This window comes from Cytobacillus depressus (genome assembly GCF_008923245.1).
GTDB classification, from domain to species: Bacteria; Bacillota; Bacilli; order Bacillales; family Cytobacillaceae; genus Cytobacillus; species Cytobacillus depressus.
Map to the genome: position 1 here is coordinate 1 of NZ_WBOS01000014.1, position 14433 is coordinate 14433.

Genomic DNA, 14433 nt, shown 5'->3' on the forward strand with positions numbered 1-14433 from the left:
TATCGGGCCTTTACGGGCTGTTGGATCTCCCACTTAGAAACTTTTGCTTTTTCAACCTCTTGAAGTGGGAGTCTTACAGCCCGTTAATCTGCGATAAAGTGAGAATATCCTTACGCATTTCACAATATGATGAAGTAGAATGTGTGGAATGAGGGGATACAATTGAGTAATCAAAATGCTTTAATTACGAGAGAGATGCTAGCCAATTACAATGACTTAAATCAAAGGAAAAAAGAAATTGAAACACAGCTGGATGAATTGAAGAAGGTTTTTAATCAATATTTTGACATGGCATTTGGAAAAAATGTAAAAGGCGAACTAACGGTAAATGATTATAAGCTGCAAAGACAAATAAGAATAACTGAGAAATATGAACAGGAAGCGACGGTTCATAGATTAGAAGAATTGAGTTTAATGGACCTTATTCAGAAGAAACCTGATGAAGCAAAAATAAAATCAGCGTTACATTTAGGATTTTTAAAGGAAGAAGATTTAGAGGGCTGTAAAACTATAAATATGAGTCAGGCCATTTATATTAAAAGCGTAGATTCCAAATAGTATAGAAAAGGCATTTGACGAGCCACATTGAAAGGTGATGAACATCCTTCTATGTGGCTCGTTTTGTGCCATATATATTATTTAAGTACAGCTGCTCAGTGTTATAAGGTTCCCATTACTTAATAGTGAAGATTATTTATGCCCTTTAGTTTTTTGAAATTGTTTTAACTCCTTTAGATCCATAGCTGGACTGTGACTCAGTTGCGAAATTTCTTTAGCAGCTCTATCTAAAAAGTCATCGGTAAGTAATGGCCGAGTATGTTTGATCAAATTGTTACTCCTATCTTATTTTTGACTTAATCATATTTTTAGCGAATGCCGGGATAATATCCTCTGACTTCATTATTTTCTCCAAAGTAAATTCTTCTTTTTGATGCAAAAATCAAATTTACTTTGGAGATAAGGGAACAATAATAAAAAATAAAAAACTATTTGGTGGTGCACCTAGATGGTATCGTTATTAAAAAAAATATTAATTGGAAGGCCCTTAAAATCAAATGAGTTAGGGGAACAGAAGCTTATTAAAACAAAAGCATTGGCGATTCTTTCCTCTGATGCGTTGTCCTCTGTTGCATACGGGCCGGAGCAAATATTAATTGTTCTTGTTACAATAGGTGCGGCAGCGTTCTGGTATTCGATTCCTATCGCAATAGGAGTATTGATCCTTTTAACTGCACTTATTCTATCTTATAAGCAAATCATTTTTGCATATCCGCATGGTGGCGGTGCGTATGTGGTATCGAAAAGTAATTTAGGGATAAATGCCGGATTAATTGCAGGAGGCTCCTTGCTCGTTGACTATATATTAACAGTTGCAGTTAGTGTATCAGCAGGTACGGATGCCATTACATCGGCTTTCCCAGCCTTACATTCTTATAAAGTGCTTATCGCGATTGTATTTGTTCTATTTATTACGATATTAAATTTAAGAGGAGTTACCGAGTCTGCGTCCATTTTAGCGTATCCAGTTTATTTATTTGTTTTAGCTATATTTATTCTAATTGGAGTAGGGGTGTTTAGGATTGCTACAGGGGGGGTGTCACCAGATCTGCATACACCAGTAGGCACACCTGTTGCAGGAGTTAGCCTATTTATTCTTCTTAGGGCTTTTGCATCTGGAAGCTCTGCATTAACAGGAGTTGAAGCGATTTCCAATGCCATTCCGAATTTTAAAGACCCAGCTCCTAATAATGCGGCTAAAACTTTAATGGCAATGGGGGGCCTACTTGCAATATTATTTTCAGGAATAATTTATTTAGCTTATTATTATGGGATTTCACCAAGTGAAAAAGTGACCGTCGTTTCACAAATTGCAGAATCTGTCTTTGGACGAAATTTTATGTATTTTTTCATTCAAGGAACAACAGCATTAATATTAATTCTTGCTGCAAACACTGGTTATTCAGCATTTCCTTTGCTAGCAGTTAATTTGGCGAAAGATAAGTTTATCCCGAGAATGTTTACTGTGCGGGGAGACCGTTTAGGATATTCGAATGGCATCATATTTCTTGCAACTTTTTCCATCATTCTCATAATTGCCTTTGAAGGACGAACAGAACATCTTATCCCGCTTTATGCAGTTGGTGTATTCCTGCCGTTTACTTTATCCCAGTCAGGTATGATGGTTAAATGGATCCGTGAGAAACCAGAAGGCTGGGTAATAAAATTAGTTATTAATACAACGGGTGCAGCTATTAGCTTTATCGTTACAATTATGTTTTTTCTAACAAAATTTGCACATATATGGCCAATATTAGTGTTTTTACCTTTCATCATTTATCTATTCCACCGAATTAAAAAGCATTATGATTCTGTAGGCGAACAGCTTAGAATAAGTCCAGCTGAGAGCATTCTCCCTATTGAAGGGAATGTCATTATCGTTCCAGTTGCTGGAATTACTAAAGTAGTGGAGAACTCCCTAAATTATGCAAAATCACTTTCACCTGATCAGATTATCGCCGTTTATGTTTCCTTCGAAAGGGAAGATGAAAAAAAGTTTGAGGAAAAATGGAATAAATGGCAGCCTGATGTAAGACTTGTGACATTGCAATCGTATTATAGAAGTATTATCACTCCACTCACCAAGTTTATTGATATCGTGGAGCATAAAGCAAGTGAAGCAAATTATCAAGTGACCGTTATAATCCCACAATTCATTCCGAAAAAAGGCTGGCATCACATACTCCATAACCAGTCAAGCTTACTGATTCGCTCCTATTTGCTTTTTAGAAGAGATATCATCATCACAACAGTACCTTTTCACTTGAAAAAATAAATTCCATCATAAAAAAGTGGTTTTGCATTATGTAGAACCACTTTTTAGGTCTAAATCAATCTAAAATCCTATATTTTATATGGAGGATACAATTTGAGCATTTGGTTGTATCACATACCATATGAAATAGGTGAGCCCAACATGTTTGCTGTTCATTTTTTTGAAAACAAAAATCAATTACTATGTCAGCTGCTTAAGAACGTTCCAAATGAAGGAGAAGCTTTAACCATTAAGGGTCGTACAGGAAAAATTGCAAGTGTTAAAAATATCGATGAAAAAAATATTCATGTACAAGTGATCTTTGAGGCGGTTAAAAAAGCTAAGCCAGTATTAGATAATTCTAAAAAGAAGAAAAGATAGGTAACAGGGACAGTGGGGCGTTTAACCTTGTCCCTTTTCTTTATTTTAAAATAGAATCCTCCTCCCAATCGTTGTAGAATAAAGATAGCCAAAAATAACTTCTTTTATGGGAAGGAAGTTGGGAAATGGAAAGCATCTCAATTAGTTCACTTTTAGACGTTATGGGTGAATTGTTTTCTGATGAAGTATCAATTGCTGTGTCCAATACAAAGGAATATATATATTATCGTCCGAGTAAACGTGTAGATTTAAAAATAAAGCCCGGTGACCCATTGATGGAAGGAACGATTGCCCAGAAGGCAATTGAAACAGGACAAAAAGTATCTGAATTTATTAATCGTGATTTATTTGGAGTTCCATATCATGGGATGGCTGTCCCTTTTCAACATAATGGAAGAATAGAAGGGTGCGTGACTGCCATTTATCCTGCGCTTTCGGATGGAAAGTCAGTCGTGACGATAAGAAGCCAGGATGGATGGAAACCAACTCCGTTTTCGAAAGTTGTCTACATAGAAGCAAAGGATAGAAAGACATTTATTCATACAGATCATGATTCTGGAACACATAAATACTCTTTACAGGAATTTGAGTATATTTTGCCTAAGGAATACTTTATCCGTTGCCATCGTTCCTATATCGTTAATGTGCATCACATTAAGGAGATCTTTCCTGATACACATTCAACATTTATTCTCGCAATGAATAATGGAGACCGCTTGCCTGTCAGTCAGTCGTATTCTAGCTATTTTAGAAAACTATTAGGATTTTAAAATTTTCTGCTTTGTACAAAAGATTCCCTGTTTCATCCCATTTTTCTACAATTTAATCCGAAAACTCTCTTACTCTAGTTTTTAAAAGGTAAAATAATTCTAAATAGTGGGAGAGGGTGGGGAAAATGAAAAAGGGGTATGAACGTATAAAAGATATTCGTTTACAAGATCGGGTAGTCACACCTGAAGAGGCGGCATCATGGATTGAAGATGGCATGACTCTTGGATTAAGCGGCTTTACACGTGCGGGGGACGTGAAAGCGGTGCCATTTGCGCTAGTGGAAAGAGCAAAAACGGAATCGTTCAAGGTAAATGTGTATACAGGGGCTTCTTTAGGCTCTGATGTGGATAAATTATTTGCTGAGGCAGGTATTATTAATAAACGGCTGCCATTCCAAGCGGATCCGACGATGAGAAGGGGTATTAACGAAGGGGACTTTTTATTCGTGGATCAGCATTTATCACATACAGCTGAATTAATTCGGGCAAATGTCATCGAATCAATTGATTTCGCTATTTTGGAAGCGGTTTCTATTACAGAGGATGGGCTGATCATCCCATCTACCTCTATTGGAAACTCGTTAACCTTTGCTCAGCATGCAAAGTCGATTATTATCGAAATTAATCTTGCGCAAACAACGGAATTAGAAGGTTTGCACGATTTATATGAACCGGGAAAACAAGGGGATAGAGATCCTATTCCATTAACAAATGCGGAGGATAGAATCGGTACAACCGGAATTAAAGTACCAATTGAAAAAATAAAAGGCATCGTCTTTACAAATCAGGATGATTCTCCATCTACGATTGTACCGCCAGATGTCGAGACAAAAATAATGGCAGGGCATCTATTAGATTTCTTCCGTAAAGAGATTGCGACCGGAAGATTAACGAAAAAGCTTGCCCCTTTACAGTCTGGAATTGGGTCTGTCGCGAATGCTGTTCTACATGGAATGCTTGATTCGGAATTCGAAGATTTAGAAGTGTACTCAGAAGTGTTGCAGGATGCCGTGTTTGATTTAATCGATGCAGGAAAGGTTCGCTTTGCCTCATGCTGTTCCATCACATTATCTGAACAGAAAATGAAGCAAGTGTTTTCCAATTTTGAGCAATATCGCGAGCGACTACTGATGAGGCCGCAAGAAATATCCAACCATCCTGAAATTATTCGCAGACTCGGGCTGATTTCCATTAATACAGCATTAGAATTAGACATTTACGGTAATGTAAATTCGACACATGTATTAGGTACGAAAATGATGAACGGAATTGGCGGATCCGGTGATTTTGCAAGAAACGCTCGCCTCGGAATTTTTGTCACAAAGTCAATTGCCAAAGATGGCAATATCTCAAGTATTGTTCCGTTCGTATCGCATGTTGACCATACAGAGCATGATGTCGATGTGATTGTGACAGAGCAAGGTTATGCAGATTTGCGTGGCCTGGCACCAAGAGAGCGCGCCCGGCTAATCATTGAAAATTGTGCCCATCCAATGTACCGAGAACAACTGCGAGAATATTATCAGGAAGCCTTAACAAGAGGAGGCCAAACTCCTCATGTATTAGAAAAGGCGCTTTCATGGCACATCGATTTTGCTAAGAATGGGACGATGCTGAAGGCTTTAGTGGAAAATTAATATTTGTTAACTCTGGGTGTACATCCCAGAGTTTTTTGTATAAATAGAAAAATGGAGATTGAAATTTCTGATAATAAATACTATTATAAATATGGGGTGTCGACAGCCGACACAAGACAGACTATATAGTTAGGAGACACTCATTGTGGATCAAAAATCACTAGAAAGGGCTCTTCCATTTTATGAGCAGATTCAGCAAACCATTAAAAAGGGCATATGGGAAGGAGTTTACGAGCCGGGTGATCGCATGTACGAAGCACAATTAGCGAAGCAATTCGCAATAAGCAGAAGTCCAGTCCGTGAAGCTATACGGGCATTAATTAATGAAGGATTACTCGTAATGGATGAGAAATCACAAATATCCGTTTATAAACCTTCTTTACAAGATGTCCTTGATATTTATGATTGCCGGATCGCCCTTGAATCAAAAGCCGTTGCTCTAGCAGCAGAAAGGGCAACTGAAGCCCAGTTAGGTGAGTTAGAAAGGATTTTACAAGAAACAGAAAAGGCCATAAATAGAAAGGAGAAAGAGGAGATTGTAGCATGCAACTCCAGATTTCATGAGGTAATCATTCATATTAGCGGAAATTTAAGATTAAAAAAGCTGGTTAATGAACTTCATTCTTTAACTCACTATTATAGGTTATTAAATATTGAAGGGTCTAACCGGGCTGAAACGATTTTAAAAGGGCATAGACAAATCTTCGATGCAATAAAAGAAAGAAATCCTGAAAAGGCATTTAGAAGTTTAGAAGAACATACAAAGGAAGACCTCGAAAATTTAATGATATTAATAAAAGAGAGGGAAAGGTCAGAATGAGAATAGTTGAGGCGGTAGTACTAACGGAAAGTGTGGCAAAGCTCTGTTGGGAAGCATGCTATTATTTGCCGGAAGATGTTCTAGCGGGATTTAGAGAAGCTGAAAGAACAGAAGCTTCGCCGATCGGCAAATCAATCTTACAGCAGCTCTTGGAAAATGCGGAAGAGGCGAAAACAAATCATATGCCATATTGCCATGATACTGGAATGGCCGTTGTATTTGTAGAAATTGGCCAGGAAGTGCACATAACGGGAGGAGATTATCTTGAATCCATTCAGGAAGGGGTTCGCAAAGGCTACAAAGATGGATTTTTAAGAAATTCTGTTGTAGGTGACCCTTTACTGCGAGTTAATACTGGGGACAACACACCAGCCGTCGTTCATACGGAAATTGTCCCGGGGGATCAAATAAAAATTACTGTCCTCCCAAAAGGCGGAGGAAGCGAAAATATGAGTGCAATGAAATTTTTACTGCCTGGAGAAGGAGTGGAGGGAGTTAAAAACTTTGTTGTGCAAACCATTAAAGAGGCAGGAGGAAAAGCTTGCCCCCCTGTTGTGGTCGGAGTAGGAATAGGCGGAAGTTTTGATAAAGTTACATCTCTTGCCAAGCATGCTGTCCTAAGAGAGGTAGGTGTTCACCATCCCGATCCTCACATTGCCAAGCTTGAGGAGGAATTATTAGAGGCAATTAATAATACCGGTATCGGTCCTCAAGGGTTAGGAGGAACGAGCACTGCACTTTGGGTCCCGATTGAAACTTATGCATGTCACATTACCGCGCTTCCTGTAGCTGTCAATATCCAATGCCATGCAGCTCGTAAAAAAACGATTGTTATATAATGTGATACTTGAATTTTTCTAGTTCAATAGTCTTTAAGAAAATTATTTAAAGCGGAGGAATTAGATATGGCAGAATATCGGCTCCAAACTCCAATCAATAAAGAGGATATTATGAAGCTAAAGATAGGAGATACTGTGTTGCTTTCAGGGACTATTTATATGGCTCGCGATGCAGCACATAAAAGAATGATAGAACTTCTTGAGAATGATCAACCACTACCGGTAAATTTGCAGGGAGAAGTTATTTTTTATGCGGGTCCTTGCCCGCCAAAACCCGGACAAGTGATTGGCCCAGTTGCACCAACGACAGCTTACCGAATGGATCCGTACGCTCCGGCCATGTATGAGTACGGAGTAATTGGAACGATTGGCAAAGGTCCAAGAAGAGATATGGTGAAGGAAGCCTGTCAACAGTATGGGGCCATCTCTTTTGCAGCTATTGGCGGTTTATCTACCATTCTAAGCCGGAGAATTAAGGCTGTTGAAGTGGTTGCCTACGAAGACCTTGGTCCTGAGGCTATTCGAAAACTTGAAATTGAGGATTTTCCTTTATTAGTAGCTTACGATGCACATGGAAATGATTTGTATGAACAAGAAATCCCTAAATATGAGAATTATAATACGAAAACACAAAAAGGAGTCATGTAAATGAGAAAATATGAGATTGCAGTTATCCCAGGAGACGGAATTGGTAAAGAGGTCGTTCCAGTATCATTAAAGGTTTTAGAAACAGTGGCAGAGGTTCATGGCGGCTTGAAGTTCGACTTTAAAGAATTTCCATGGAGCTGTGAATACTATATGGAGCATGGAAAAATGATGCCTGATGACGGGGTAAAGACTCTTTCAAACTTCGATTCTATTTTCCTTGGTGCCATTGGGAATCCTAATCTTGTGGCAGATCATGTTTCGTTATGGGGACTTCTTATTAAGATTAGAAGAGAATTTGAGCAGTCGATAAATATTCGCCCAGCAAAATATTTCAAAGGTCTTAGATCTCCGTTAGTGAACCCAAATGACTTCGATCTCATTGTCGTTAGAGAAAATAGTGAAGGAGAATATAGTGAAGTAGGCGGAAGAATTCATCGAGGGGAAGATGAAGTAGCCATTCAAAATGCTGTATTCACGAGAAAAGGAACAGAACGCGCAATGAAATATGCCTTTGAATTGGCCCAAAAAAGGAGAGGGCATGTGACTTCGGCAACGAAATCTAATGGAATTGTCCACTCTATGCCATTTTGGGATGAGGTTTTTAAAGATGTTAAATCGAGTTATCCAGATGTGAAAACAGATTCGTTTCATATTGATGCATTAGCAGCCTTTTTTGTTACGCGTCCGCAAATTTTTGATGTTATTGTGGCGAGTAATTTATTCGGTGATATTTTAACAGACATTGGCGGAGCAATTATGGGAAGTATCGGCATTGCCCCTGCTGCGAATATCAATTTAAATGGAAAGTATCCATCTATGTTTGAGCCTGTTCATGGATCAGCTCCAGATATTTATGGCAAAGGAATTGCTAATCCAATTGGACAAATTTGGACGGCAAAAATGATGCTTGATCACTTTGGAGAGTATGAGTTAGGGCAAAAGCTCCTAGATGTCGTAGAGGATGTAACGAATGATGGAATTAAAACGGGTGATATCGGTGGGACGGCTACGACAATAGAGGTGGGAGACGAAATTTGCAGGAGGTTAAAAAAGGTAGTTTCAGTTTAATATAATTCTTGTATGCAATCCCAGCTTATTAGTTGGGATTTTTCTTTGTCAGCAGCCTACAGGATTTATTTTACTTTATCAATAAAATAAGACCGAAGCCATTGGCTGCGGTCTTATTGGTCATTCTCCTAAAGGGAAGATTTCATTATCTGCTCTCAGCGTCTTTAATTATATCAGTACCAATTTTCTCAGCCCACTCTTTATATACAGGTTCAAGAACCTTTTTGAATGCTTCGATTTGATCAGCAGTTAACTCGTTAATTTCAGTTTTTCCGTTTGATTTCAATTTTTCTAAAGCATCTTCATTTAATTTTGCTGCAGACTCTATTGCAACCTTTGTAGCTTCATCGATTCCTTTTTGAACTACAGCTATTGTTTCTTCGTTAAGGCTGTCCCAGAATTTTGTATTTGTTAATAATGCGTAGTCAACGCGAGTATGGCCCATGATTGTTGTATATTTTTGGACTTCATCAAACTTCTTTGATTCAATATTACTGAATGTATTTTCTTGTCCATCAACCGTTCCTTGTTGTAGTGCCGTGTAAAGCTCTCCAAATGGAATAGAGGTAGAACCTGCTCCTAATTCGGCGTAAAGGGCCTCAAGTAATTGCCCACCTTGTGTACGAATTTTCATTCCTTCAAGGTCTTCCGGCTTACTGATCGGCTTTTTATTATTTGTCATATGTTTTGCACCATTTGGCCAAAATGCACTACCTAGAACACCATCTTTTTCTAAACGTTTGAAAATCTCTTGTCCTTTTTCACCATCCCAAAAAGCTTCGGCAGCTTCATCACTTTCAAATAAAAATGGCATCGCAGGAATGTTGAAGCCTGGATCATTACCAACAAGCTTTGACATATCTGGTAGAATAAATTGAATATTATTCGCAACTAGATTCTGATATTCATCTTTATCTCCAAACAATGAGCTGTTCGGATAGACTTGAACTTTGATCTTTCCTCCAGATTCAGCTTCAATGACTTCCTTCATTTTTAATGCACCTATGTGCTTAGGCGTATTCTCTGCAACTACGTGTGAGATTTTAATGGTTAATTCTTGAATGCCGCTATCTTTGTTATCTGTCCCAGACCCCTCAGATGTCTCACCAGACTTTTGAGTTGATGAACTGCCACTACATGCTGCTAAGCCGAACGAGAATACGAGAGTCAAGGCGACTAGCAACATTTTTTTTAGATTTTTCATTGGAATTCCCCCTTTTTAAGTAAATAGGTTGAAACAAATCTATTAATTTCTGTATGATCGGCCCCTTTTGCTAGAACTTGGCTTGCCTCGTTAAACTTTTCAAAAACAAGCTCTGGCAAATGAGTGGCAGCATTTCTTTCAGCAAATAACTGCTTCGCCATTTCAACGTCCTTCCTCAGCAAATCAAGAGAAAAGCCGGAATTGTATTCTTCATTTAATATGAAGTTAGGAAACTTATATTCTGTAGAGCCGCTTCTGCCAGTACTTTGATTAATCACATGAATAGCCTGTTCAGGATGAACCTCATATGCTGCTAATAATTGAATGGCCTCACAGGACGCAAGAAGATGTGTTGCGGATAGGAAATTATTAATAGCTTTCATTAAGTGTCCACTGCCAATAGGACCAACATGAAAAAGATTCCTTCCTAATGCGCCTAGCAAACGTTTACTTCTTTCGAATTGTTCAGCAGTTCCTCCAGCCATAACTGTTAAAGATCCATCTATTGCTTTTTTAACGCCTCCACTAACAGGAGCATCAATAAAGCTAATGTGATGATTTTCTAAAATTCTATTATTCTTCTTTGTGTCGGAAGGATATGAACTGCTCATATCTATAATCATAAGAGAGTCTTGTTGAATATGTTTGTCAAAGGTGTGGGCGTCAAGTATTTCGTGCAATACTTTGTTAACGATCGTAGAGGAGGGGAGCATTAGGAGAATAAATTGGACATTGTATACCCAGTCCTCTATTTTTCCGACATTCCCACCGAAGGATTGTAGCTCAGACATAGCAGTAGGGTTAGTATCAAATCCAAAAACGTTATATCCCTTTTTTAATAGATTTTTTGCCATAGGCAAACCCATTTGGCCAAGTCCTATGAAACCAATACTTTCGCTCATGAAGGGAAAACTCCTTCGAGCTCTTTATGTAAAGAGCCAATGCGGGGATGAGCTCGGCCGCTCGTTGTTACTACCGCAGCAATTATAATCTCATCATTTCTTGGTGCATCCGGAATCCGTACTTCGAAGGTCATATGATGGCTCCGGATTTTTGCATCCATTTTATGCTTGATAGCTAAGTCAAGAGTTGAACCTGCACTCCCTCTTTTTTCAGCAGAAGGAAGAAGTGTTTCGGCGTTTCCACATAGTTTTCGAAATGGATTTCCGAAAGTGAGCGTATGAATGATAGCTGAGCCATGCTCAATTTCTCCATCCAAACCAATAAGGGCTCCTTTTCCGTATGCTTCAACCTCTTCTCCAGTAATGCCTAACGATTCCATTGCTTTTTTTGGTAATATTTCTCCTAACTTTTCTGAATAAGTTTTAATTAAAGGAAGAAGATCTTCTACATACCTACCTGCATAAGGGTTTTTGATAACAGCTAAAGCAGCAGCAATACGTACTGGATTCTTTGCTTTTTTGAAGCCTTCAATAAATGTTTCTTCTTGGATGGTGACAATCTTTCTAATTTCTAATTCCACAAGCCTACCTCCTTTTAAAAAATTGGATACAATGTATGTTTCGATAAAGTAAATCTATAGATGATGAAAATATTATAACAAACTAGCCTAATATTGTGAATATACAAAAATAAATAAAAATATTAAATTTTCTGTTTATTTTTCTGTGTATTTCTAGTATATTAAAAAATAGAATGAGATTAAGATTGGATACAATCTAAAAAAGGAGTTGATATGGATGAAACTCTTTAAATGGCTTGATCGCATCGAAGAAGGAGCAGCTGGGGTGCTATTTGTTGGGGGAGTTGTTGTTAGTTTGTATGGTGTATTTATGCGATATGTAGTGAATGCACCGCCAGCATGGGTGACAGAGGTTTTTGAGTTTTTACTAGTTTGGTCTATTTTCTTAGGTTTTGGAATGGCTTTAAAGGATAAGAGACATATTCAAGTGGAACTTTTATTTGATTTATTACCTTTTGGAGCGAAAAAAGTAGTAGCAGCAATTGCTAACATAATTGGCGGGTGCTTTTCATTTTTTCTGGCCTATTCGTCACTAGAGTTGATTGCGCTTTCAAAGGAACAGGGAATGACAACGATTGATGTTGGGATTCCAATATGGATCACTTATCTCGTTCTGCCAATTGGAATGGCATTACTTGGTCTTTACTTCATTATTAATGCCTTTCGCGCAATGAAGGGTGATAAGCGTGAACTGGCAGGAGAAATTGAGACTTTATATGAAGAAATGAAGGAAGTAGCAAATCATCCAGGTGACAAGGGGGTAGGGGTATGAGTCCGGTCTTAGTCCTATTTATAGTGTTTGCCATTCTGTGTCTAATCAGGGTCCCGATTGCGGTCAGTCTCGGGCTTTCAAGTATTGTCGCGCTGTCTATGACTGATTTTACCCTCTATACTGTCATCCAAAAAATGTTTAACTCTTTAAATTCTGCGACCTTAATGGCAATACCAGGCTTTGTTTTTGCTGGAATTATTATGTCAAAGGGCGGTATTTCATACCATTTAATCGAAGCGCTAAAATCATGGGTAGGACATATTCGCGGTGGTTTAGCAATAGCTACCATTTTATCATGTATGATTTTTGCCGCTATTTCCGGGTCAAGCCCTGCGACAGCTGCAGCGATTGGCGGTATCATGATCCCAGGAATGGTAAAAGCGGGTTATAGCAAGCGGTATGCAATGGGGTTAGTTGCGGCCGCGGGAACGCTTGGAATTTTGATTCCTCCTTCTATTCCGTTGATCATTTATGCATCGGTAGCAGAGGAATCTGTCGGAAAGTTATTTGCAGCTGGTATTCTTCCAGGGCTGATGCTAGGTGGAATCTTGATAGTTTCAGCGATTGTTCATGCAAGAATTAATAATTATGGTCAATTGCCGAAAGAGTCGATGGATGTAAGATGGAAAAAATCAGCTAAAGCGATTTGGGGTTTTCTTCTTCCGGTTATTATTCTTGGCGGAATTTATTCAGGCGCAGTTACACCAACAGAAGCAGCATTCGTTTCCTGTTTATATGGAATAATTGTTTCTGTATTTATTTATAAGGAAATGACATTCCCTAAGTTTAGAGAAGTTCTAAAAGAATCCATCAATATTACAGCGATGATTTTTCTAGTCATTGCCTCCGCGATGATTTTTGGCATGTTCTTAACAACGGAGCAAGTTCCGCAAAACTTTGCTGCTTGGATTGAAGCAAGCTCATCAAATAAATGGATATTCATGATTGGTGTCAATCTCATGTTCTTTGTATTAGGAATGTTCTTAGAAGCGGTAGCGATTATTTTAATCACTTTGCCTATTTTACTTCCTGTCCTTGTGTTATTTGACATTAATATCATTCATTTCGCGATTATTATGACAATCAATATGGAAATTGCCATGATTACTCCACCAGTTGGATTAAATTTATTCGTAGTTAGCGGGATTACGAGGGAAAAGGTCGGGGAAGTGGTACGAGGAGTTGCTCCTTTCTTCGTCCTAATGGTCGTTGCATTAATATTAGTCGTTATTTTCCCGCAAATATCTTTATTTCTAGCAAAATAATGAGGTTGCATTGTCGGTAAGGAGCTCGATCATGAAACAGTCAAATGAATTTCATACTCTGCAGGAAAAGGTAACCTCCATAATAAGGGAAGCCATTTTCACTCAGGAATTTAAGCCTGGTGAAAGATTAATCCAAGATGAACTGGCTACAAGGCTTGGTGTAAGCAGAATGCCTGTAAGAGAGGCGCTGCGTTGCCTTGAAAGGGAAGGGTTAGTTATTTTTCTGCCTCACAAAGGGGCACAAGTGATTGGAATTAGCAAGGAAGATATTGAAGAGCTTTATTATTTAAGATCAATGCTTGAAGGCATTACTGTTCAGAAATCAATGAGCTTTTTAACAACAAAAGACAGAGCGGAGCTTCAGTCACTCGTTGATTCAATGGATATTGATATTGAGAATGACGATATGGATTCTTATATGAATCACAATCAGCAATTTCACTCATTATTGCAAAAGGGCTGTAAATGGAAAAAAACAAAAATACTCACAAAAGAATTGATTGAAGGATATCCTTCATATGTTCCAATATTAATTCCTAAAACAGTAGTGGTTTCTAATAAAGAGCATAAACAAATATTAGCGGCTTTAGATGAAAAGGACCCAATTAAATTAAAATTATTAGTAGAGAATCACATAATGAGAGCTGGCAACATGCTCCTAGAATTTATTGAAGATTAAAAATACATTATTAATAACAACCGGCAAGAGTTAACTTTTATAAAATAAATTTTAG

The 14433-nt window shown here is 38.2% G+C and carries 16 protein-coding genes; 12 read left to right on the forward strand and 4 right to left on the reverse strand.

Going from position 1 to position 14433, the window contains the following annotated elements:
* Nucleotides 1-162 precede the first annotated feature (162 nt).
* Entirely contained in the window at nt 163-558 is a 396-nt protein-coding gene (locus F7731_RS19745; protein WP_246197336.1) for a hypothetical protein, read from the forward strand.
* Between the two features lie 132 nt (nt 559-690).
* Here F7731_RS19745 and F7731_RS19750 read toward each other — a convergent pair whose 3' ends face one another.
* A complete protein-coding gene (locus tag F7731_RS19750) occupies nt 691-828 on the reverse strand; it encodes a hypothetical protein (RefSeq protein ID WP_151536516.1) in 138 nt (45 codons plus the stop codon).
* A gap of 178 nt (nt 829-1006) precedes the next feature.
* On the opposite strand from F7731_RS19750, the gene F7731_RS19755 reads away from it, so the two are divergent.
* The 8 genes from F7731_RS19755 to F7731_RS19790 all read left to right on the forward strand — a co-directional run bounded on the left by F7731_RS19755 (nt 1007) and on the right by F7731_RS19790 (nt 8975).
* On the forward strand, nt 1007-2833 hold the full coding sequence (locus tag F7731_RS19755; protein WP_151536517.1) for an APC family permease: 1827 nt from the start codon (nt 1007-1009) through the stop codon (nt 2831-2833).
* 93 nt (nt 2834-2926) lie between these two features.
* Nucleotides 2927-3193, forward strand: coding sequence for a hypothetical protein (locus F7731_RS19760; RefSeq protein ID WP_425482029.1), 267 nt, complete (start codon nt 2927-2929; stop codon nt 3191-3193).
* A gap of 125 nt (nt 3194-3318) precedes the next feature.
* The gene (locus F7731_RS19765; protein WP_151536518.1) at nt 3319-3963 is read left to right on the forward strand and encodes a LytTR family DNA-binding domain-containing protein; all 645 of its coding nucleotides are present in this window, start codon (nt 3319-3321) and stop codon (nt 3961-3963) included.
* 125 nt (nt 3964-4088) lie between these two features.
* Nucleotides 4089-5600 carry a succinyl-CoA:acetate CoA-transferase ScpC gene (scpC, locus tag F7731_RS19770; RefSeq protein WP_151536519.1) on the forward strand — a complete coding sequence of 504 codons (1512 nt, stop codon included), beginning with the start codon at nt 4089-4091 and terminating at the stop codon, nt 5598-5600.
* A gap of 145 nt (nt 5601-5745) precedes the next feature.
* A complete protein-coding gene (locus F7731_RS19775) occupies nt 5746-6420 on the forward strand; it encodes a GntR family transcriptional regulator (protein WP_151536520.1) in 675 nt (224 codons plus the stop codon).
* The gene (locus tag F7731_RS19780; protein WP_151536521.1) at nt 6417-7259 is read left to right on the forward strand and encodes a fumarate hydratase; all 843 of its coding nucleotides are present in this window, start codon (nt 6417-6419) and stop codon (nt 7257-7259) included. The genes F7731_RS19775 and F7731_RS19780 overlap by 4 nt, the downstream gene beginning before the upstream one ends.
* Nucleotides 7260-7325: 66 nt before the next feature.
* The gene (locus tag F7731_RS19785; RefSeq protein ID WP_151536522.1) at nt 7326-7907 is read left to right on the forward strand and encodes a FumA C-terminus/TtdB family hydratase beta subunit; all 582 of its coding nucleotides are present in this window, start codon (nt 7326-7328) and stop codon (nt 7905-7907) included.
* Nucleotides 7908-8975: a tartrate dehydrogenase gene (locus F7731_RS19790; RefSeq protein WP_151536523.1), complete on the forward strand. Its 1068-nt coding sequence runs from the start codon at nt 7908-7910 to the stop codon at nt 8973-8975.
* Nucleotides 8976-9120: 145 nt separating this feature from the next.
* On the opposite strand, the gene F7731_RS19795 is transcribed toward F7731_RS19790, so the two are convergent.
* The 3 genes from F7731_RS19795 to F7731_RS19805 are packed head-to-tail and all read right to left on the reverse strand — an operon-like array spanning nt 9121 to nt 11662.
* Nucleotides 9121-10179, reverse strand: a complete 1059-nt coding sequence (locus F7731_RS19795) for a DctP family TRAP transporter solute-binding subunit (RefSeq protein ID WP_151536524.1) — start codon at nt 10177-10179, stop codon at nt 9121-9123.
* On the reverse strand, nt 10176-11081 hold the full coding sequence (locus tag F7731_RS19800) for an NAD(P)-dependent oxidoreductase (protein ID WP_151536525.1): 906 nt from the start codon (nt 11079-11081) through the stop codon (nt 10176-10178). Before F7731_RS19800 ends, F7731_RS19795 begins: the two co-directional genes overlap by 4 nt.
* On the reverse strand, nt 11078-11662 hold the full coding sequence (locus F7731_RS19805) for an amino acid synthesis family protein (protein ID WP_151536526.1): 585 nt from the start codon (nt 11660-11662) through the stop codon (nt 11078-11080). The genes F7731_RS19800 and F7731_RS19805 overlap by 4 nt, the downstream gene beginning before the upstream one ends.
* 217 nt (nt 11663-11879) lie before the next feature.
* On the opposite strand from F7731_RS19805, the gene F7731_RS19810 reads away from it, so the two are divergent.
* The 3 genes from F7731_RS19810 to F7731_RS19820 are packed head-to-tail and all read left to right on the forward strand — an operon-like array spanning nt 11880 to nt 14378.
* Entirely contained in the window at nt 11880-12434 is a 555-nt protein-coding gene (locus F7731_RS19810; RefSeq protein ID WP_151536527.1) for a TRAP transporter small permease, read from the forward strand.
* A complete protein-coding gene (locus tag F7731_RS19815; RefSeq protein WP_151536528.1) occupies nt 12431-13699 on the forward strand; it encodes a TRAP transporter large permease in 1269 nt (422 codons plus the stop codon). Before F7731_RS19810 ends, F7731_RS19815 begins: the two co-directional genes overlap by 4 nt.
* A gap of 31 nt (nt 13700-13730) precedes the next feature.
* Nucleotides 13731-14378: a GntR family transcriptional regulator gene (locus tag F7731_RS19820; protein ID WP_151536529.1), complete on the forward strand. Its 648-nt coding sequence runs from the start codon at nt 13731-13733 to the stop codon at nt 14376-14378.
* Nucleotides 14379-14433 lie beyond the last annotated feature (55 nt).